The sequence below is a fragment of the Rhodopseudomonas palustris genome (assembly GCF_013415845.1).
Lineage (GTDB): Bacteria > Pseudomonadota > Alphaproteobacteria > Rhizobiales > Xanthobacteraceae > Rhodopseudomonas > Rhodopseudomonas palustris_F.
The window spans coordinates 889,613-909,006 of the sequence record NZ_CP058907.1 but is presented as its reverse complement, the minus strand read 5'-3'; the positions used below and the strand labels follow the sequence as shown (position 1 = coordinate 909,006).

Genomic DNA, 19,394 nt, shown 5'->3' with positions numbered 1-19,394 from the left:
TCATCGGTCGCGGATTCCGTCCGGCGTGACTGACACGCCGGCCAGGTCTTGTGAGGCCGGCTTGACAGATGTGCCCCTCGCTGTAGGCAAAGCACCCGGATGTCACGGAAGCCTGATTCGCTGGCGCGCGCGCTGCCTTCATGGCGCCGTCATTGCCGGTCAGTCGGAACCCGCCGCCGACCATCCCGTTCAACCGTCACCACCTCGGAAACACCTCTGATGGGCTTCGCCAGACTTTCGCCAATCCTTGCCTCGAGCCGCCGCGCTGCGTCCGGGGCCATGCTGGCGGTCGGGTTGATCGCGCTGGCCGCGGTGGCCGGCAGCGGCACGGCCCAGGCCCAGGGCGCGGTGAAGTCCGTGCATGGTGACTGGCAGATCCGCTGCGATACCCCGCCCGGCGCCAAGGCCGAGCAGTGCGCGCTGATTCAGAGCGTGGTGGCGGAGGATCGCTCCAACGCCGGCCTCACCGTCATCATCCTCAAGACAGCCGATCAGAAGAGCAAGCTGATGCGCGTGGTGGCGCCGCTCGGCGTGCTGCTGCCGTCGGGTCTCGGCCTCAAGCTCGACAACGCCGATATCGGCCGCGCCGGCTTCGTGCGCTGCCTGCCGAACGGCTGCGTCGCTGAAGTGGTGATGGACGACAAGCTGCTCGGCCAGCTGCGCAACGCCAAGACCGCGACCTTCATCATTTTCGAAACGCCGGAAGAAGGCATCGGCTTCCCGCTCAGCCTCAACGGCCTCGGCGAAGGCTACGACAAGCTCCCGTAGGCCGCCCTGCGCAAGAACGACGGCGTAACGCAAGCCCTCCTCGTGTTGGGCAAGAAGCCCGTGAACAGAATGATGCTGTCATCCCCCGCGCATGCGGGGGACCCAGTATCGCAGAGCTTCCGTGGCAAGCGCGCGGCGAACCAACAAGCGCCCTGGAATACTGGGTCGCCCGCATCCGCGGGCGATGACGTCAGTGTTGTCAACGGCCGCCTTGGCGAGGCGGCCAGGCCGCTCAGACCAGGGTCAACGTGACGTCGATGTTGCCACGGGTGGCGTTGGAATACGGACAGACAATGTGGGCGCGATCGACCAGCGTCTGCGCCTGTGCCGGATCCATGCCCGGCAGGCTGATCTTCAGCTCCACTTCGATGCCGAAGCCGGTCGGGATCGGGCCGATGCCCACCGAGCCGGTGACGCTGACATCCTTCGGGATCGGCAGCTTGTCGCGGCCGGCGACGAACTTCATCGCACCGAGGAAGCAGGCCGAGTAGCCGACCGCAAACAGCTGCTCCGGATTGGTGCCGGCACCACCAGCGCCGCCGAGTTCCTTCGGCGTGGTGAGGGCAACATCGAGATGGCCATCGCTGCTGACGCCGCGTCCGTCGCGGCCTCCGGTGGCGGTGGCAGTGGCGCGGTAGAGAACTTTCTCGACTGACATGGTGTGGTCCTTTCAGGTGGGAGAGAGGCGGCGGATTAATATCGCGCGACGCTATATCGCGAGCGATATATTAAAGAAGGAAAAGCGGCTGAACGTGCTCAACGTCATCCCCGATCAGGCGCTACGAAACAGATTGGTGCGAAGGCCGGTGAGCCGGTCGCGAAGATCGGCGATCTCGGCGCCGGAATAGCCCATTGCTTCGGCAAGGCAGTCGGGCACGTGCTTGACCCGCGCCCGCAGCGCCCGGCCCTCCTCGGTCAACGACACGATCACCTGACGCTCGTCCTCGGCCGATCGCCGTCGCCGGATCAGCCCCCGTGCTTCCAGCCGCTTCAGCAGCGGCGTCAGCGTCGTGGTTTCGAGGAACAGCTGATCGCAGATCTCCGAGACGTTGACCTGATCCCTCTCCCACAACACCAGCATGACGAGATATTGCGGGTAGGTCAGATCGAGCTCGCGCAGCAGCGACCGATATACTTTGTTGACCCCGAGCAGCGTCGAATATAGCGCGAAGCAGAGCTGGGTCTCCAGCTTCAGCTTGTCCGCCGGACGCGGCGCGCGTGACGATGTCGAGGACGATTTCATGAAAAGCGATTTATATCGTGCGCGATATAATGTCAAGCGAGACACCCTGCACCGACTTCGCGCTGAGTATCGGATATCTCGGCTAGTAGATTTCCAGACAGACCGCATCATTCACCTCGAACTCCGCGATCAGGCCGGAATGGGTTCGAAGCAACAGCGCGATTGCGACGCGCGGCCGATTTCCTGAGCGTACCCAAATCACTTTCGGCGGCGGCCCGAGCAGCATCGCCATATCGGAAAAATCGGCATCCTGGGACACGATCGTCAACTGATTGGCCCGAGCGAAGCTCCATATCGTCCGGTCATCCGCCTGCGTCAGGCCGACATCGCGTACGTGGCACGATCCTGGGAAAAGATCAGAGACGTCTTGGCAGAGTTTAAAGCTGAGGTTCTGGTCGAACAGCAGCTTCATTACGAAGCCGTGATGAGCCGCCGTTCACGATCCGCCGCATATGCGAGCGCCGCACGGATGTCCTGGTCGGTCAGCTCCGGAAAATCTGAGATGATCTCTTCCGGACTCTGCCCGTCTGCCAGCCAGCCGAGCACATCCGCGACTGCGATCCGCATGTGGCGAATGCAGGGGCGACCGCCGCGCTTCCCCGGCTCGATGGTGATGATCTCCCGGTAATCCATTTGAAGACCATAGCATGCTTTTCAGCGGGGCGAAGGCGCCGCGCCTAAATCCGCCAACCCCTCGCAGAACCAGCTCAGACCACCTATCTTGTCACCCAAACAACTTCGGGAACAGGACCTCATGACCAACCCAGCCCAGACCTCGCTCATCGACCGCGCCAATCTCGATCGGGACGAGGTGAGGCGCGAGATCGCGCGGGGGCTGCAGGGGGCGGACGATGGCGAGCTGTTTCTCGAATACAGCCAGACCGAAGCGCTGGCATTCGACAACGGCCGGCTGAAGCAGGCGACCTACGACACCGCGCAGGGCTTCGGTTTACGCGCCGTTAAGGACGATGCGGTCGGCTATGCGCATTCCTCCGACGTGTCGCTGCCGGCGCTGATCCGCGCCGCGGATGCGGTCGCTGCGGTGCGCGGCGACTACAGCGGCAGCCTGTCGGTGGCGCCGCCGCACACCAATGTACAGCTGTATGGTGACGACAACCCGCTCGACGCGCCGGGCTTTGAAGCCAAGGTCAAGCTGCTCGGCGAGATCGACGCCTATATCCGCGACAAGGATCCGCGGGTGCGGCAGGTGTCGGTCTCGGTCGGCGCCACCTGGCAGGTGGTTGAAATCCTGCGCCCCGACGGCGAGAGCTATCGCGACATCCGCCCGCTCGTGCGCGTCAACGTCTCGGTGGTCGCCGGCCAGGGTGACCGCCAGGAGAGCGGCTCCAAGGGTTATGGCGGCCGCGAGCCTTATGCGCGGTTCATCGAGACCAAGGCGTGGCGCGACGCCGCCGATGGCGCGCTGCGCGAGGCGCTGGTCAATCTCGAATCCGTGCCCGCGCCCGCCGGCGAGATGGACGTGGTGCTCGGCCCCGGCTGGCCCGGCGTGATGCTGCACGAGGCAGTCGGCCACGGCCTCGAGGGCGATTTCAACCGCAAGAAGACCTCCGCCTTCGCTGGCCTGCTCGGCCAGCAGGTCGCCGCCAAGGGCGTCACCGTGGTGGACGACGGCACCATCTCGGCGCGGCGCGGCTCGCTGTCGATCGACGACGAGGGCACCCCGACCAGCCGCACCGTGCTGATCGAGGACGGCATCCTCACCGGCTACATGCAGGACCGCCAGAACGCCCGGCTGATGGGTATGAAGCCGACCGGCAACGGCCGCCGGCAGTCCTACGCCCACGTGCCGATGCCGCGGATGACCAACACCTATATGCTGGCCGGCCAGCGCGACCCGGCCGAAATCCTCGCCTCGGTGAAAAACGGCATCTACGCGGTGAACTTCGGCGGGGGGCAGGTCGACATCACGTCAGGCAAATACGTGTTTCAGTGCACCGAGGCCTACCGGATCGAGAACGGCAAAATCGGCGCGCCGCTGAAGGGGGCGATGCTGATCGGCAATGGTCCGACCGATTTGCACCGCATTTCCATGATCGGAAATGACATGCAGCTCGACGACGGCATCGGCACCTGCGGCAAGAACGGCCAGGGGGTCCCGGTGGGCGTCGGCCAGCCGACACTGCGCATGGACAAGATTACGGTCGGAGGCACCGGCGGATGACGACGAAGACGGAGACGGCCGCGAGCACCGCGCGGCGCTGGGGCTCGCAGCTGACGCAGCTCGCCGCCGTGGTGGCGATCGTGCTGGTCGGCAAGGGCGCGGTCGCCGAGCCGTTCTACGTGCCGTCCGGCTCGATGGAGCCGACGCTGCTGATCGGCGACGCGCTGCTCGCCTCGAAATATCCATACGGCTATTCGGCTGCGTCGCTGCCGATCCATGTCTCGGTGCCGGAAAGCGGCCGCGTGTTCGGCTCTACGCCGCACCGCGGCGACGTGGTGGTGTTTCGCTGGTCCGGCGATCGCTCGCAGGTCTGGGTCAAGCGCGTGGTCGGCCTGCCCGGCGACCGGGTGCAGCTCGACAACGGCCGGGTGTTCATCAACGGCGTCGCCGCCAAGGTAACGCCGGACGGCGTCGGCCGCGCCGAGGATGACAACGGCTCTTATGAGACCGCCGCGCGCTACATTGAGACGCTGCCCGGCGGCGTCGCCCACCCGATCTTCAAGCTCTATGACAACGGCCGGCTCGACAACACGGCGGAAGTCACGGTGCCGCCCGGCCACCTGTTCGTGATGGGCGACAATCGCGACAATTCCGCCGACAGCCGCGTGCCGGTGAGCGAAGGCGGCGTCGGCCTGCTGCCGATCGACGACCTGGTCGGCCGCGTCGATGCCATCGTCGGATCGTGGAATCCCGGCGTCCGTCGCCAGCCGGTGACGGATTGGTTCTCAGGCTTCCGCGTCGCGCGGTTCTTCACCGCGGTGCATTGAGCCATAGGGCTTTGAGTCAGAGCGCTTCGCGCGTCAGCGCACCACGCCGGAGATGAACCCGGCCTTGCGGCGCGGCGGCTTGATCTGGCTCTTCAGGAAACAGCGGGCGTTGCGGCCGACATAGCCGGGGCGCGCGTAGGTCCAGGCCCGGCATTTATGTTCGTCGACGCAGGCGGCCTTGCAGACATCGTCGCCCTCGCCGGCCTTCATTTCGAAATTGCGGTAGTCGCCGCCGAAGCGGTCGATCGAAACCTCGTTGGAATCGTTGCGCGGCTCCAGCACACCGGCACCACGAACACCCGACACGCAGCATGAATTCGGGGTACGCGGTGGGACCGTGCTCTTGAGCCAGCACATCGCGCCATCTTCAGGCGAGCGTGGATAGCTGAAAGTCCAAGACCGGCAGCGCTTGTCGCGCTCGCACATCAGCGCGCATTCGGCCGGGTCGCCACTGGTCACAGGCGTCCGCAGGTAATCGCCGCCGATACGATCGATATTGGCTTGGGCGCGGGACGCATGCGGCGACAGCGCCGCCGCAGCCACGGCGAGCACGAGCAAACACGCCCTGAGCAGGCCGCTTCGCATTCACACTTGCTTTCGCGTTAGGCCCGGAAACTTGGCCGATGGAACTCAGGCCAATCCGGAGCGCAGCCCCACGACCCATCTGACGGCCGGCAACCTGTATGGCGGATGAACGGCGCGGGCCAGCGCGGTCTTGGTCCGCCAGCGTTCAGAACGCGAATTCGTTGTAGGCCGGCTCCACCGAGCCGCGCCACGCACCGTTGTATTTCTCGAGCATCTCCTCGGCCGGGGTATGGCCGTTGTCGAGAATGCGGTCGAGCGGCGCCAGATGCCGCGATTCGTCGAGGCCGGTGGCGTCGATGCGGCCGCGGCGGCGCAGCCCGGCGTGGGCCAGCACCAGGCAATCCTTGGCGATTTCGAACAGGAAGCGGTTGCCGATCTTCGCCTTGAACCCCAGCCGCGGCACCTCGTCCCGCAGCGCCTGGCGCTCCTCGGCGCTCCAGCCTTTGACCAGCTCCCAGGCGGCGTCGAGGCTGGTGTCGTCGTACAGCAGTCCGACCCAGAACGCCGGCAGCGCCGTCAGGCGGCCCCACGGCTGACCGTCGGCGCCACGCATTTCCAGGTACCGCTTCAGCCTCACTTCGGGGAAGATCGTCGACAAATGATTGGCCCAGTCCGACAGCGTGGGCCGCTCGCCCGGCAGCTTGTCATTCTTGCCGTCGAAGAAATCGCGGAACGACGAGCCGGCCACGTCGATATAGCTGTCGCCGCGCTTGACGAAGTACATCGGCACGTCGAGCGCGTAGTCGACCCAACGCTCGAAGCCCATGCCGTCCTCGAACGCCCACGGCAGCATGCCCGAGCGATCGTTGTCGGTGTCGCGCCAGATCTCCGAGCGGAACGACAGGAAGCCGTTCGGCTTGCCCTCGGTGAACGGTGAGTTGGCAAACAGCGCGGTCGCGACTGGCTGCAGCGCCACCGAGACGCGCAGCTTTTTGACCATGTCGGCTTCCGACGAGAAGTCGAGATTGGTCTGCACCGTGCAGGTCCGGTACATCATGTCGAGGCCGTAGCGACCGACCTTCGGCATGTAGTTGGTCATGATCTTGTAGCGGCCCTTCGGCATCACCGGGATCTCGCTGCGCGACCACGACGGCGTCATGCCGAGGCCGAGAAAGCCGATCCCGAGCGGCGTCGCCACTTCGCGCACCTGCGCCAGATGCGCCATCAGCTCGGCATGGGTCTGATGCACGGTCTCGACCGGCGCACCCGACAATTCGAACTGGCCACCCGGCTCCAGCGAGATCGCCCCGCCGCCGGTGACGTCGTGCAGCCCGATGATGTGCGGGCCTTCCATGATCGGCTCCCAGCCGAGCAAGATCTTCATCCCCTCGAGCAGAGCGCCGATGCCGCGGGCGCCCTCGTAGGGCACCGGGTGATGGCCGTCGAGCGTGAACGGGGTCTTTTCGTGCTCGGTGCCGATGCGGAATTCGGCCGGCGATTTCACGCCCGCTTCGAGCCACGCGACCAGTTCGTCACGCGAATTCAGCGGGGTCATATCGAGTTGGTCACGCGCCATGGGAAGTCCGGAAGAAGCGCGCGGGATCGGGCGACGCGAGGTGGTGGAAGCCGCGGCTGGAAGCAACCGCGAACACGAAGCGAGAGCTGTTTATCATCGCGAGACTGCGGTGTCTCGCGCGTCGAGCGCAGCGGCGGAGCCGTCGCAGGAGCAGCCGAGCCGGTCGAGCAGGCCGCACAACCGGACGGCGTCGGCATCGGACAATTTCGAGCCGACATGTTTTTCGATCGTCGCCGAATAGGCGGCCCACATTTTCTTTTGCAATTCGCGTCCAGCCTCGGTGATTTCGACGAACTGGCCGCGCTTGTCGCTGCGGCATTCGCGGCGCACCACCAGCCCCTCGTCGACAAGCCGGTCGACCAGGCGCGAGGTGGAGTATTGCGGGATCAGCATCTGCTTTTCGAGCTCGACCGGGCGCATCTCGCCGCCCGGCGCGCGCGACAATTCGAGCAGCGCGTCGTACCATGCCAGCGGCGGAAAGCCCGCCTTCTTCAGATCCTGCTCGACAGCGTCCAACACCCGGCTCCGGACCCGCATCAGGCGGACCCAGGCCGCAGTGGCCTCGGTCGACGGTTTGCGTTTCATCGGCTCGTCCATCCATAGCGACTGTAGCGCAGTGTATGCAGGTGCATCAATCTTGACTTGCCCATGCAGCGGCATTTAATCGCCCGCGCGCCTGAATCCAATCCCGCCGAGGAGGCACTCCATGAAGCTGTATTATTCACCCGGTGCATGTTCGCTGTCGCCGCATATCGCGCTCAGCGAGGCCGGCCTGCCGTTCGACCTGGTCAAGGTCGACATCCGGGCGAAGAAGCTGGAGAACGGCGACGACTACGCCGCGATCAATCCGAAGGGGTCGGTGCCTGCGCTCGGCCTCGACGACGGCTCGGTGCTGACCGAGGGACCGGCGATCGTGCAGTTCATCGCCGACAAGGAAGGCTCCGGCAAGCTGGCGCCGGCCAACGGATCGCCGGAGCGCTACCGGCTGCAGGAATGGCTGAACTATATCTCGACTGACCTGCACAAGAGCTTCGGCCCGCTGTTCGCCCCGACGCTCGGCGACGATGCCAAGAATTTCTTCAAGGACCGCATCGCTCGCCACCTCGGCTATGTCGACAAGCAGCTCGCCGGCAAAGACTATCTGATGGGCTCGTCGTTCACGGTGGCCGACGGCTATCTGTTCGTGATCCTGAGCTGGTGCGACCGGATGAAGATCGACCTCGCCCCCTACCCCAACCTCGCTGCCTTCAAGGCCCGCGTCGCCGCTCGGCCGAAGGTGCAGGAAGCGATGCAAAGCGAAGGGCTGCTGCAGAAGGCGTAAGTGGTTTCGTCGTCATTGCGAGCCGAAGGCGAAGCAATCCAGGCGAGTGCACGGAGCTGGATTGCTTCGTCGCCTCGCTCCTCGCAATGACGAGGTGAAACTACGGCGAAAACAGAGAGGGCCGGATCGCGATGATCCGGCCCTTGTTGTTTCTGCTGGAAGTAAGAGGAAGCCTCGCCGCAGCGGCAGCGCGCACCTCTCCCGCCTGCAGGAGAGGCCGACGCGCGAAGCGCGGCGGGTGAAGGCACTCCTGTCCGCGCTTGCTAAGTCAATGCCTGGGGCGCCCTCACCCCAGCCCTCTCCCGCAAGCGGGAGAGGGAGCCGGCTGTGCTCGGGGCCAGAGACCTCGTCTTCTCAACGAGTCAGTAACTGACTACGCAGCCGCCTGCTTCTTCGGAGCGAAGCGGTGGTAGAAGGTGTCGCCGGTCTTGGCCATGTCTTCGAGCAGCTTCGGCGGGGTGAAGCGCGAGCCGTATTTGCCCTCGAGCTTGTGGCACAGCGCCACGAACTCCTTGGTGCCCATGAAGTCGATGTAGCTCAACGTGCCGCCGGTGAACGGCGCGAAGCCGAAGCCGAGGATCGAGCCGACGTCGGCCTCGCGCGGGTCGACGATGACGTTGTCCTCGACCGTGCGGGCCGCTTCCACCGCCTGCACAGCCAGGAAGCGCTGCTTCAGCTCTTCGACGTCGATCGTATCGGGATCGAGGTGCTTCGGCTGCAGTGCGGCGATGCCGTCCCACAGGCTCTTCTGCCCCTTGCCCTTCTCCGGATAGACGTAGAAGCCCTTGGCGTTCTTGCGGCCGAACCGGCCCTGCTTTTCGACCAGCTCGACCATCAGCTTCTTCTGCTGCTGATCGACCGCCTGTTCGCCGAGATCGGCTTCGGTCGCCTTCATGATCTTCAGGATCAGGTCGAGCGCCACTTCGTCGGCCAGCGACAGCGGGCCGACCGGCATGCCGGCCATCTTGGCGGCGGTCTCGATCATCGGCGCCGGGACGCCTTCCATCAGCATCTCGAGGCCCTCGGCGGTGAAGCGCAGCACGCAACGGTTGGCGAAGAAGCCGCGGCTGTCGTTCACCACGATCGGGGTCTTGCCGATCTGGCGGGTGTAGTCGAGCGCAGTGGCGAGCGCGACGTCGCCGGTGTTCTTGCCGACGATGACCTCGACCAGCATCATCTTCTCGACCGGCGAGAAGAAGTGGATGCCGATGAACTTCGACTGGTCCTTGAACTCTTCGGCCAGCGAGTTGATCGGCAGCGTCGAAGTGTTGGAGGCGAAGATCGCGCCTTCCTTGAGCAGCGGCTGCGCCTTGGCGTAGGTCTCGGCCTTCACCTTCCGATCCTCGAACACGGCTTCGATGACGAGGTCGCAATCCGAGATCGCATTGAAGTCCGGCGTCGCAGTGATGCGCGACATCAGCGCGTCGCGGTCGGCCTCCTTGGCGCGGCCTTTCTTGATGAGGCCGTCGATGACCGACTGGCAATGTGCCTTGCCCTTGTCGGCGCTCTCCTGGTCGCGATCGATCAGCACCACCTCGATGCCGGCCTTGGCCGAGACGTAGCCGACGCTGGCGCCCATGAAGCCGGCGCCGATGATGGCGAGCTTCTTGACCTTGGTGGGCGGCACACCCTGTGGACGGCGCGCGCCCTTGTTCAGCTCCTGCATCGACAGGAACAGGCTGCGGATCATCGCCGCCGCTTCCTTGGTCTGCAGCACGTGCGCGAAGTAGCGCGACTCGATCCGCAGCGCGACGTCGATCGGCACCAACAGGCCCTCATAGACGCAGCTCATGATCGCGCGCGCGGCCGGATAGTTATCGTAGGTCTCGCGGCGATAGATGGCGTTGCCGGCCGGGAACATCATCATGCCCTGTTTGGAGAACACCGGGCCGCCGGGCAGCTTGAAGCCCTTCTCGTCCCACGGCACCACCGCCTTGCCGCCGTTCTTGATCCAGTCCTTGGCAGTCTTGATCAGATCGGCCGCGGGCACCACCGCGTCGACCAGCTTCAGCGCCTTGGCCTTGTCGAGCTTGATCTGATCGCCCTTGAGCAGGATCGTCATCGCGCTCTGCGGATCGACGATGCGCGGAATCCGCTGGGTGCCGCCGCCGCCCGGGAACAGGCCGACCTTGATCTCGGGCAGGCCGAGCCGGGTCTTCGGATTGTCGGCTGCGACGCGATAGTGGCAGGCCAGCGTGACTTCGAAGCCGCCGCCGAGCGCGAGGCCATTGATCGCCGCGACCCACGGCTTACCGCAGGTCTCGATGCCGCGCAGGATCTGCGACAGCTTGCGGCTCTCGTCGAACAGCATCTTCTGGGCGGCTTCTTCGCCCTTGTCCTTGCGGATCTGGGCGAACTGCTGATTCATGCTCTCCAGCATCGACAGATCGGCGCCGGCGCAAAACGCGTCCTTGGCCGAGGTGATCACCACGCCCTTGACCGCTGCGTCCTTGGTGGTGGCTTCCGCGATCGCACCGAGTTCCTCGATCGTTGCAGCGTCCAGCACGTTCATCGACTTGCCGGGCAGGTCCCAGGTCACCAGTGCGATGCCGTCGGCGTCGGTCTCGACTTTGAAGTTCTTGAAGGCCATCTGATTAGCTCCTTCGCTGCCAGCAGCCATTGCGGCGTGGCGGTAGTTGTTCGTCTCCCCTCCCCCGCAAGGGGGGAGGGAGCAGGCCGTCGCGCGTAGCGCGGCCCGCGGCGCTATCGAATACTCACACCCGCTCGATGATGGTGGCAGTACCCATGCCGCCGCCGATGCACAGCGTCACCAGCGCGGTCGCCTTGCCGGTGCGCTCCAGCTCGTCGAGCACGGTGCCGAGGATCATCGCGCCGGTGGCGCCGAGCGGATGGCCGAGCGCGATCGCGCCGCCATTGACGTTGATCTTGTCGTTATCGATCTCGAACGCCTGCATGTAGCGCAGCACCACCGAGGCGAACGCCTCGTTGAGCTCGAACAGATCGATGTCGCTCTTCTTCATGCCCGAGCGCTCGAACAGCTTGTTGGTGACGTCGACCGGACCGGTCAGCATCATCGCCGGCTCCGAGCCGATATTGGCGAAGGCGCGGATTTTCGCACGCGGCTTCAAACCATGTTTCTCGCCGGCTTCCTTGCTACCGAGCAGCACGGCTCCGGCGCCGTCGACGATGCCCGACGAGTTGCCGGCATGGTGCACGTAGTTGACCTTCTCGACTTCCGGGTGCGACTGGATCGCCACCGCGTCGAACCCGCCCATCGCGGCGATCGGCGCGAACGACGGCTGCAATTGCGCCAGCGACTGCATCGTCGTCGACGGGCGCATGTGCTCGTCCTTGGCCAGGATGGTCAGGCCGTTGATGTCCTTCACCGGCACCACCGACTTGTCGAACCGGCCCTCGTCCCATGCCTTCGCGGCGAGCTGCTGGCTCCGGACCGCATAGGCGTCGACGTCGTCGCGCGAGAAGCCGTATTTGGTGGCGATCAGATCGGCCGAAATGCCCTGCGGCATGAAGTAGGACGGGATCGCCATCGACGGATCCATCGGCCAGGCACCGCCCGAAGCGCCGATGCCGATGCGGCTCATCGATTCGGCGCCGCCGCCGATCACCAGCTCGTGCTGGCCGCTCATGATCTGCGCCGCGGCGAAGTTCACCGCATCGAGACCCGAGGCGCAGAACCGGCTGATCTGAATGCCCGGCACCGCTTCACCGAGGCCAGCCTTCATCGCCGCGAACCGCGCGATGTCCGAGCCGGCTTCGCCGACCGGATCGACCACGCCCATCACGACGTCGTCGACCACGTCCTGCTTCAGGTTGTTACGCTCCTTCAGCGCCTTCAGCGGCACGGTGGCGAGCGCCAGCGCGGTCACCTCGTGCAGCGAACCGTCGGCCTTGCCGCGGCCGCGCGGGGTGCGAACGTGATCGTAGATATAGGCTTCGGGCATCCGTTTTCTCCCGTTTCGGTCCGGGCTCAAAGGAGCCGGACGAATTGCAGAACGTCAGAAAGACTCAGCGTCATGGCGAGGGGCGCAGCGACCAAAGCAACCCGGCTCTGCGGTGCGTCCCTGGATTGCTTCGCTTCGCTCGCAATGACGACGTTGGTTTGACGAAAGCGTCAGAACGCTTCCGCCGGCAGTTCCATCACGGTGCTGCAGCCGGCTTCGATCCGGGTCAGCCGCAGCGCGGTCTCGGGCAGCATCCGCTCGGCGAAGAACCGGCCGGTGACCAGCTTCCGGGTCAGGAAGGGCTTTGCGCCCTCGGCCGCGATCTTGTCCTGCGCCACCTTGGCCATCTTGGCCCACATGTAGCCCATCGCAACGAGGCCGAAGAGGTGCATGTAGTCGGTGGCGGCGGCACCGGCGTTGTCCGGCTGCGCCATCGCATTCATCATCAGCCAGGTGGTGGCCTTCTGCAGATGGCCGAGCGAGGTCGACAGCGGCGCCACGAACGGCTTCATCGCCTCGTCGCCGCCGTGCTCCTTGGCGAAGGCGCCGACCTCGGCGAAGAACGCCATCACGGCACGACCGCCGTCACGCGGCAGCTTGCGGCCGACCAGGTCGAGCGCCTGAATGCCGTTGGCGCCTTCGTAGATCATCGCGATGCGGGCATCGCGGACGAACTGCTCGACGCCGTTGGCGGCGATGTAGCCGTGGCCGCCATAGACCTGCTGGGCCGCCACCGCATTGGCGAAGCCGCCGTCGGTCAGCACGCCCTTCAGCACCGGCGTCATCAGGCCGAGATGGTCGTCGGCGGTCTGACGCTCCTTGGCGTCGCTGGAGCGATGCGCGACATCGCTCTTCAGCGCGGTCCACAACACCAGCGCCCGCGCCGCCTCGTTGAACGCGCGCATCGTCAGCAGTGCGCGGCGGATGTCGGGATGCACGATGATCGGATCGGCGGGCTTGTCGGTCGCCTTCGGCCCCGACAGCGCCCGGCCCTGCAGCCGCTCGCGGGCGTATTCGACGGCGTTCTGATACGCGACTTCCGACTGCGCCAGGCCCTGCACCGCGACGCCGAGGCGAGCCTCGTTCATCATCACGAACATGCCCTGCATGCCCTTGTTCTCTTCGCCGACCAGCCAGCCGGTGGCGCCGTCGTAGTTCATGGTGCAGGTGGCGTTGCCGTGGATGCCCATCTTGTGCTCGATCGAGCCGCACATCACGCCGTTGCGGGCGCCGACGGTGCCGTCGGGGTTGACCAGGAATTTCGGCACGACGAACAGCGAAATACCCTTGATGCCGGCCGGCGCGCCTTCGATCCGCGCCAGCACCAGATGGATGATGTTGTCGGCCATATCGTGCTCACCGGCCGAGATGAAGATCTTGGTACCGGTGATCTTGTAGCTGCCGTCCGCCTGCTTCACCGCCTTGGTGCGCAACAGCCCCAGATCGGTACCGCACTGCGGCTCGGTGAGGTTCATGGTGCCGGTCCATTCGCCGGACACCATCTTGGGCAGATAAGTCTGCTTCTGCTCCGGCGAACCGTGCACCGTCAGCGCCGCCGCGGCGCCCATGGTCAGGCCCGGGTACATCGCAAACGCCATGTTGGCGGAGTTCAGGAATTCCTGCACCGTCTGGGTCAGCGTGATCGGCAGGCCCTGGCCGCCATATTCGGCCGGCGACGACAGGCCCATCCAGCCGCCTTCGGCGATCTGCTTGTAGGCGTCCTTGAAGCCTTTCGGCGTGGCGACGCTGCCGTCGTCATGGCGCGTGCAGCCCTCGTGATCACCGACCGCGTTGAGCGGGTGCAGCACTTCCTCGCTCAGCCGCGCCGCCTCGTTGATGATCGCGTCGCGCACGTCGGCCGCAGCATCGGCGAACCCGGGCAGGTTGTTGTAGCGGTCGAACTGAAAAACGTCGTTGAGCAGGAAGCCGACTTCTTCAACCGGGGCCTTGTAGATCGTCATGCGGTTCTCTCGATCGGGATCAGGTGTGAAGTGTGCGCCGCCTGAAACAACTTCAGGCGACGGCGAGATGAATTCGACCAGTCGCCGGCGCGCTTATTGCTGCGCCAGCTGTTCTCCCATCAAGCGATGCAGCAGGTTGATCGCTTTCAAGGGTCTTACCATGACCTTGAAGTGGGTAATACGTCCGTCGTCGGCGAAGGTGATGATGTCGACGCCGTTGATCTTGATGCCTTCGATCACGTTCTCGAACTCGAGCACCGCGCTGTTATCGCTGCGCCATTCGCCCACATAGGTGAAGCCCGGGCCGCCCAGCACCTTTTCGGCCCCCTTGAGGTACTTGAACACGATGTCCCGCCCGACCTGCGGGGTGTGAACCACCGGGCTTTCGAACACCGCGTCCGGATGCAGCAGATCCCACAACGCATCTGAGTCGTGGGACTTCATGAAGGCATACCAGGTGTCGAGCCCGTTCAAGGCCATCAGCAGTTCTCCGGATGAGCGAGATAAGATTGCGGCGAAGACGCAAGGCGGGGCGGATGTTCGACCATCATCGGTCGCGACATCAAGCGCGATGACGCCGCGGCGCGCTTGGGCGCCGGCACGTCTCCAAATCTCTGCAAAGCACCGGGATGGCGGCTCGGGACAGGTCGACCATCGGCCGCTGGACCAACATGGCGTGCACGAGCGCTCCTCCGATGTGATGATTTCCAGCGGCCGCAACGCAGCAGCCTGCCAGATCATCTCCATACACCTCTGAATGGCATCTAACGGCGCGGCTTGGCCGTGTCAATACACGCGTGTATGGTGCCGGCATGGATTCGGATACCAAAGATCGGCTGACGCGCGCGGACTGGCTTGCCCACGGGCTGCGGACGCTCGCCCGACATGGCGCCAACGCCCTCAAAGTCGGCGATTTGGCCGCCGGCCTCGACGTGTCGCGCGGCAGTTTCTATTGGCACTTCAAGGACGCCACCGACTTCCGCACCCAGCTGCTGCAGCTCTGGAAGGAGCGGGTTACCGAGCAGGTGTTCCGCGAGATCGATGCGGCGATCGTCGGCCCCGCACGGCTGACACATCTGATGAAGCTCGCCTTCAACGAGGACCGCAGCCTCGACCGCGCCATCCGCGAGCTCGCCGCGACCGATCCGGCCGCCGCCGAGATGGTTGCCGCGGTCGACGCGAGGCGGGTCGAATACCTGTCCAAGCTGATGATCGAATCCGGCGTCGAGAGTCGCCATGCCCGCCCCCGGGCCGAGTTCCTGTACTGGGCCTATATCGGCCAGACCGCGGTGATGAATCCGGCGCTCAACGCCGTGACGGAATCCGACATCGACGACCTCAGCGCGCTGTTCACCCGCGCCGGCGGTTAGCGACGCCGGCGGTAACGGACGGCCTCCCGAGCCGCTCCTGCCCCGCTGAAAGCGCGGCAAAATAGCTGCAAAACCAAGCTTTCTGCCTCGACCGTTAAGTTTCACCGCCGTCCGCGCTGATCCTTAACTCGGTATTTACCCTAACGGGAAAAAGTCGATCCAGAGGCAGACTCCCGCGTCGTGTCGATGTTCGCTTGAGCAAGACGCGGAGGTGTGCGGGGCGCGGCTGGGGCCGGCTTGGGTGCGGACAAGAGCATGAATCGCGTGTCGTGGAGTGTCGAGGAGATCGAGCCGTCAGTGCGCGAGAAGGCCGAGGCCGCCGCAAAGCGCGCCGGGCTGTCGCTCACCGACTGGATCAATGCTCAGCTCGGCGAGGCTGCCCCGCAGCAGCCGGCCACCGAACAACCGCGCATGACCGGCCGCCCGGCAATGCCCGAGCGCAGCGCTACCGAAGTCGCTGAAATCCATCAGCGGCTCGACGCCATCGCCCGCCAGATCGACCATATTTCCCGCACGCCGGCGCGCAGTGAGCCGCCGGTCGCGCGGCAGCTGAACGACGCGATTTCCCGGCTCGACGCCCGCCTAGCGCGGATTACCGAGCCGAAGCCTGCGGCAGCTCGGCCGGCCGAGGCCGCAGCCGTGCCGGCCCAATCGCCCACCGAGCGCGTCGAACGCGCCGCCGAGCAAGTCTACCCCTCCCCCACACTCGACCCGAACGCGCTCGACAAGGCGATTGCCGAAATCGCCGCGCGGCAGAGCGAACTCGATGCCAGCATCGGCCGGATGCCGCGGCAGCCGGCGTCGTTTGCGCCGCCGATCGCACCCGCGATGGCCCCCCCGAATCCGCTGGCCGGGCCGGATTTCACCAGCCTGGAGAAGCAGCTCCACAAGATCACCAGCCAGATCGACGCGCTGCAGCGCTCCGACAAGGTCGAACAATCGATCGCCGCGTTCCGCGCTGACCTCGCCGAGATCCGCCAGACCATCACCGAAGCGATGCCGCGCAAGGCGATCGAAACGCTGGAAGGCGAGATCCGCTCGCTGGCGCAGCGGCTCGATGAAAGCCGGGCCAACGGCAGCGACAGTGAAGTGATTGCCGGCATCGAACGCGCGCTCGGCGAGATCTACACCGCGTTGCGCTCGCTGACGCCGGCCGAACAGCTCGCGGGCTTCGACGAAGCGATCCGCAATCTCGGCGGCAAGATCGACATGATCGTCCGCAACAGCGACGATCCGGGCACGGTCCAGCAGCTCGAGAACGCCATCGGCGCGCTGCGCGGCATCGTCTCCAACGTCGCTTCCAATGAGGCGCTGGGGCAACTCAGCGCCAACGTCCACGCGCTCGGCGAGAAGATCGAACAGCTGGCGCAGGCCGACAACCACAGCATCTCGTTCGCCGCCCTGGAGCAGCGCATCTCGGCGCTGACCGCGGCGCTGGAAAGCCGCGAGCGCCCTGCCCCGAGCGAATCCACCGAGCAGCTCGAAAGCGCCGTGCGGGCGCTGTCGGAACGGATCGATCATCTGCCGATCGGCAACGACAATCAGTCGGCGTTCGCGCATCTCGAACAGCGTGTCGCGCATCTGCTGGAGCGGATGGAAGCCGCGACCGAGCAGCGCGGCGGCAGCGCCAATCTCGGCCGGGTCGAGGAAGGCCTGCACGACATTTTGCGGATGCTGGAGCGGCAGCAGTCGCAATTTGCGGTGCTGACGGAGCTCGATCGCCGGCCGGCGCCGGCGCTCGAGCCGAGCTTCGTCGACACCATCAAGCGCGAACTCTCCGACATGCGCTTCAGCCAGTCGGAAACCGATCGCCACACTCAGGATTCGCTCGAGGCGGTGCACAACACCCTCGGCCATGTCGTCGACCGGCTGGCGATGATCGAAGGCGATCTGCGCACCGCGCGCGCAACCCCTCCGCTGGCCCCGCCGCCCGCCCCGACTCCGGCCCCCGAACCGGCGAAGCCCGCTTTCCTTGCTGCCGCGCCGATCGCACCGGCCCCGGTTACTCCCGCAGCCGCGCCTGTTCCGCCGCAGCCTCAGCCCGAGATGGCCAATCCGGCCGTCGAGGCGTTCGCTGCCGCGCCGCGCGAGTTCGCCGCCGCCAAACCAGCCGCCGAGCCGCCGGCCCCGGCGCCCGAGCCGCGTGGGCCGCGAGCTTTCCACGACATCCACGAGTCCGCCGCGGGCCCGCACCAGCCGCAGAAGATCGAGCCGGTCGTTGCTGTGCCGCCGCCCGCTCGCCGGGAAGCCACACTGCCGCCGGACCATCCGCTCGAGCCCGGCACCAAGCCGCCGGCCCGGGTCGCTTCGCCGTCGGAACGGATCGCCGCTTCTGAAAGCGCGCTGGGCGAGATCGCGCCGGCGCAGCCGGAGCCGGCAAACGCCACCAGCTTTATCGCTGCCGCGCGCCGCGCCGCGCAGGCGGCGGCGTCCGCTAGCGCCGGCAAGGCCAAGCCCGGCAAGCCGAAGACCGATGGCGACAAGCCCGATCCGGACGGCGGCACACCGGGCTCGCCGCTCGGCTCCAAGATCAAGTCGCTGCTGGTCGGCGCCAGCGTCGTCGTGATCGTGCTGTCCAGCTTCCAGATGGCAATGAAACTGTTCGACAGCGGCGAAGCGCCGCCGGTCGCCAGCGTCACTGCGCCGAAGTCCAGCCCGGCGCCGGAAAAACAGCGCCTGCCTGCGGACGAGCGGCAATCCGATCCGACCGAGCCCGCCGCGCCGCCGTCTGTCGCGCCGGTCGCTCCGCCGCCGTCGATGATTTCGCCAACTCCGGTCGAGCGTCAGTCGCTGTACACGCCGCCGGCGGCGCAGCAGACCGAGCCTGCCGCGTCCAGCGACATCACCGGCACGATCCCGTCGCAGCCGAGCGCGGCGCCGGAGAAGTTCGGCACCGTCGCGATTCCGTCCGCCGAGCGGCTGCCCGACACCATCGGCGGTGCGACGCTGCGTACCCTGGCGCTCAAGGGCGACGCCGCCGCCGCTTACGAAGTAGCGACCCGTTACGCCGAAGGCAAGGGCGTGCCGGTGAACTACGACGAAGCCGCCAAATGGTATCAGCGCGCAGCGGATGCCGGCGTGACGCCGGCAATCTTCCGCATCGGCACGCTTTACGAGAAGGGCCTCGGCGTGAAGCGCGACCTCGACGTCGCGCGGAAGCTGTATTCGACCGCGGCCGATCGCGGGAACGCCAAGGCGATGCACAATCTGGCCGTGCTGTACGCCGACGGCGGCAGCAAGGGCGCGAACTACAAGACTGCTGCGGCCTGGTTCCGCAAGGCCGCCGAGCGCGGCGTTGCCGACAGCCAGTTCAACCTCGGCATCCTGTATGCCCGCGGCATCGGCGTCGATCAAAACCTCGCGGAGTCGTACAAGTGGTTCTCTCTCGCCGCCGCTCAGGGCGACGAGGATGCGGGCCGCAAGCGCGAAGATGTCGCCAAGCGCCTCGACCCGCAGTCGCTGGCGGCCGCCAAGCTCGCGATCCAGACCTTCACGGCCGAGCCGCAGCCCGACGCCGCCGTCAAAGTCGCGGCGCCCGCCGGCGGCTGGGACGGGCAGCCGGCCGCTGCGGCCAAGCGCGCCGCCCGCTAACGCCTGCGTCCATCAGATGGACGAGATCGGCGCTGCCGGGCCTAAAAAGCCCGACTGCGACCGATTCTGTAATCCCGGCGTGAACTAATTTCGGTTATGCAGGGACAGCGGTTCAGATGAACCGCGATCTGGTGCGAAGTCCGCCATGCCGGTCCGGCCAAGCGGTC

17 protein-coding genes are annotated in these 19,394 nt (G+C 65.9%); 6 read left to right on the top strand and 11 right to left on the bottom strand.

The window, feature by feature from the left end:
• The first annotated feature begins 219 nt into the window (after nt 1–219).
• A complete protein-coding gene (locus HZF03_RS04190) occupies nt 220–768 on the top strand; it encodes an invasion associated locus B family protein (protein ID WP_119018459.1) in 549 nt (182 codons plus the stop codon).
• Between the two features lie 232 nt (nt 769–1,000).
• Here the strand turns inward: HZF03_RS04190 and HZF03_RS04185 are convergent, their stop codons facing one another.
• The 4 genes from HZF03_RS04185 to HZF03_RS04170 all read right to left on the bottom strand — a co-directional run bounded on the left by HZF03_RS04185 (nt 1,001) and on the right by HZF03_RS04170 (nt 2,644).
• Nucleotides 1,001–1,426, bottom strand: coding sequence for an organic hydroperoxide resistance protein (locus HZF03_RS04185; protein WP_011156581.1), 426 nt, complete (start codon nt 1,424–1,426; stop codon nt 1,001–1,003).
• A gap of 114 nt (nt 1,427–1,540) precedes the next feature.
• Entirely contained in the window at nt 1,541–2,011 is a 471-nt protein-coding gene (locus HZF03_RS04180; RefSeq protein ID WP_012494511.1) for a MarR family winged helix-turn-helix transcriptional regulator, read from the bottom strand.
• A gap of 82 nt (nt 2,012–2,093) precedes the next feature.
• Nucleotides 2,094–2,423, bottom strand: a complete 330-nt coding sequence (locus HZF03_RS04175; RefSeq protein ID WP_119018460.1) for a DUF5615 family PIN-like protein — start codon at nt 2,421–2,423, stop codon at nt 2,094–2,096.
• A complete protein-coding gene (locus tag HZF03_RS04170; protein WP_011156578.1) occupies nt 2,423–2,644 on the bottom strand; it encodes a DUF433 domain-containing protein in 222 nt (73 codons plus the stop codon). The genes HZF03_RS04175 and HZF03_RS04170 overlap by 1 nt, the downstream gene beginning before the upstream one ends.
• 121 nt (nt 2,645–2,765) lie before the next feature.
• Between HZF03_RS04170 and tldD the strand changes: the two genes are divergently transcribed.
• Nucleotides 2,766–4,193, top strand: a complete 1,428-nt coding sequence (gene tldD / locus HZF03_RS04165; RefSeq protein ID WP_012494509.1) for a metalloprotease TldD — start codon at nt 2,766–2,768, stop codon at nt 4,191–4,193.
• On the top strand, nt 4,190–4,960 hold the full coding sequence (gene lepB / locus HZF03_RS04160; RefSeq protein WP_011156576.1) for a signal peptidase I: 771 nt from the start codon (nt 4,190–4,192) through the stop codon (nt 4,958–4,960). The genes tldD and lepB overlap by 4 nt, the downstream gene beginning before the upstream one ends.
• 33 nt (nt 4,961–4,993) lie before the next feature.
• Here the strand turns inward: lepB and HZF03_RS04155 are convergent, their stop codons facing one another.
• The 3 genes from HZF03_RS04155 to HZF03_RS04145 all read right to left on the bottom strand — a co-directional run bounded on the left by HZF03_RS04155 (nt 4,994) and on the right by HZF03_RS04145 (nt 7,646).
• On the bottom strand, nt 4,994–5,545 hold the full coding sequence (locus tag HZF03_RS04155) for a PAN domain-containing protein (protein ID WP_011156390.1): 552 nt from the start codon (nt 5,543–5,545) through the stop codon (nt 4,994–4,996).
• Nucleotides 5,546–5,690: 145 nt separating this feature from the next.
• Entirely contained in the window at nt 5,691–7,061 is a 1,371-nt protein-coding gene (locus tag HZF03_RS04150; RefSeq protein ID WP_119018461.1) for a glutamate--cysteine ligase, read from the bottom strand.
• 93 nt (nt 7,062–7,154) lie between these two features.
• Nucleotides 7,155–7,646: a MarR family winged helix-turn-helix transcriptional regulator gene (locus HZF03_RS04145; protein WP_012494506.1), complete on the bottom strand. Its 492-nt coding sequence runs from the start codon at nt 7,644–7,646 to the stop codon at nt 7,155–7,157.
• 121 nt (nt 7,647–7,767) lie between these two features.
• Between HZF03_RS04145 and gstA the strand changes: the two genes are divergently transcribed.
• A complete protein-coding gene (gstA, locus tag HZF03_RS04140; RefSeq protein WP_012494505.1) occupies nt 7,768–8,382 on the top strand; it encodes a glutathione transferase GstA in 615 nt (204 codons plus the stop codon).
• Between the two features lie 373 nt (nt 8,383–8,755).
• Here gstA and HZF03_RS04135 read toward each other — a convergent pair whose 3' ends face one another.
• The 4 genes from HZF03_RS04135 to HZF03_RS04120 all read right to left on the bottom strand — a co-directional run bounded on the left by HZF03_RS04135 (nt 8,756) and on the right by HZF03_RS04120 (nt 14,746).
• A complete protein-coding gene (locus tag HZF03_RS04135) occupies nt 8,756–10,972 on the bottom strand; it encodes a 3-hydroxyacyl-CoA dehydrogenase NAD-binding domain-containing protein (RefSeq protein WP_119018462.1) in 2,217 nt (738 codons plus the stop codon).
• 124 nt (nt 10,973–11,096) lie between these two features.
• Nucleotides 11,097–12,305, bottom strand: coding sequence for an acetyl-CoA C-acetyltransferase (locus tag HZF03_RS04130; RefSeq protein ID WP_011156384.1), 1,209 nt, complete (start codon nt 12,303–12,305; stop codon nt 11,097–11,099).
• A 170-nt stretch (nt 12,306–12,475) separates the two neighbouring features.
• The gene (locus HZF03_RS04125; RefSeq protein WP_012494503.1) at nt 12,476–14,266 is read right to left on the bottom strand and encodes an acyl-CoA dehydrogenase C-terminal domain-containing protein; all 1,791 of its coding nucleotides are present in this window, start codon (nt 14,264–14,266) and stop codon (nt 12,476–12,478) included.
• Between the two features lie 93 nt (nt 14,267–14,359).
• Nucleotides 14,360–14,746 (bottom strand): nuclear transport factor 2 family protein, encoded by a 387-nt coding sequence (locus tag HZF03_RS04120; RefSeq protein ID WP_107342990.1) that lies wholly within the window; start codon nt 14,744–14,746, stop codon nt 14,360–14,362.
• A gap of 332 nt (nt 14,747–15,078) precedes the next feature.
• Between HZF03_RS04120 and HZF03_RS04115 the strand changes: the two genes are divergently transcribed.
• Entirely contained in the window at nt 15,079–15,636 is a 558-nt protein-coding gene (locus HZF03_RS04115; RefSeq protein WP_119018500.1) for a TetR/AcrR family transcriptional regulator, read from the top strand.
• Between the two features lie 255 nt (nt 15,637–15,891).
• Nucleotides 15,892–19,227: a tetratricopeptide repeat protein gene (locus HZF03_RS04110; RefSeq protein WP_119018463.1), complete on the top strand. Its 3,336-nt coding sequence runs from the start codon at nt 15,892–15,894 to the stop codon at nt 19,225–19,227.
• The last annotated feature ends 167 nt before the right edge of the window (nt 19,228–19,394 follow it).

Coding starts and splice junctions, on each gene's coding strand:
- HZF03_RS04185 (WP_011156581.1), bottom strand. CDS start 1,426: ATGTCAGTCGAGAAAGTTCTCTACCGCGCCACTGCCACCGCCACCGGA.
- lepB (WP_011156576.1), top strand. CDS start 4,190: ATGACGACGAAGACGGAGACGGCCGCGAGCACCGCGCGGCGCTGGGGC.
- HZF03_RS04150 (WP_119018461.1), bottom strand. CDS start 7,061: ATGGCGCGTGACCAACTCGATATGACCCCGCTGAATTCGCGTGACGAA.
- HZF03_RS04170 (WP_011156578.1), bottom strand. CDS start 2,644: ATGGATTACCGGGAGATCATCACCATCGAGCCGGGGAAGCGCGGCGGT.
- gstA (WP_012494505.1), top strand. CDS start 7,768: ATGAAGCTGTATTATTCACCCGGTGCATGTTCGCTGTCGCCGCATATC.
- HZF03_RS04145 (WP_012494506.1), bottom strand. CDS start 7,646: ATGAAACGCAAACCGTCGACCGAGGCCACTGCGGCCTGGGTCCGCCTG.
- HZF03_RS04190 (WP_119018459.1), top strand. CDS start 220: ATGGGCTTCGCCAGACTTTCGCCAATCCTTGCCTCGAGCCGCCGCGCT.
- HZF03_RS04120 (WP_107342990.1), bottom strand. CDS start 14,746: ATGGCCTTGAACGGGCTCGACACCTGGTATGCCTTCATGAAGTCCCAC.
- HZF03_RS04115 (WP_119018500.1), top strand. CDS start 15,079: ATGGATTCGGATACCAAAGATCGGCTGACGCGCGCGGACTGGCTTGCC.
- HZF03_RS04125 (WP_012494503.1), bottom strand. CDS start 14,266: ATGACGATCTACAAGGCCCCGGTTGAAGAAGTCGGCTTCCTGCTCAAC.
- HZF03_RS04155 (WP_011156390.1), bottom strand. CDS start 5,545: ATGCGAAGCGGCCTGCTCAGGGCGTGTTTGCTCGTGCTCGCCGTGGCT.
- HZF03_RS04135 (WP_119018462.1), bottom strand. CDS start 10,972: ATGGCCTTCAAGAACTTCAAAGTCGAGACCGACGCCGACGGCATCGCA.
- HZF03_RS04110 (WP_119018463.1), top strand. CDS start 15,892: ATGAATCGCGTGTCGTGGAGTGTCGAGGAGATCGAGCCGTCAGTGCGC.
- HZF03_RS04130 (WP_011156384.1), bottom strand. CDS start 12,305: ATGCCCGAAGCCTATATCTACGATCACGTTCGCACCCCGCGCGGCCGC.
- tldD (WP_012494509.1), top strand. CDS start 2,766: ATGACCAACCCAGCCCAGACCTCGCTCATCGACCGCGCCAATCTCGAT.
- HZF03_RS04175 (WP_119018460.1), bottom strand. CDS start 2,423: ATGAAGCTGCTGTTCGACCAGAACCTCAGCTTTAAACTCTGCCAAGAC.
- HZF03_RS04180 (WP_012494511.1), bottom strand. CDS start 2,011: ATGAAATCGTCCTCGACATCGTCACGCGCGCCGCGTCCGGCGGACAAG.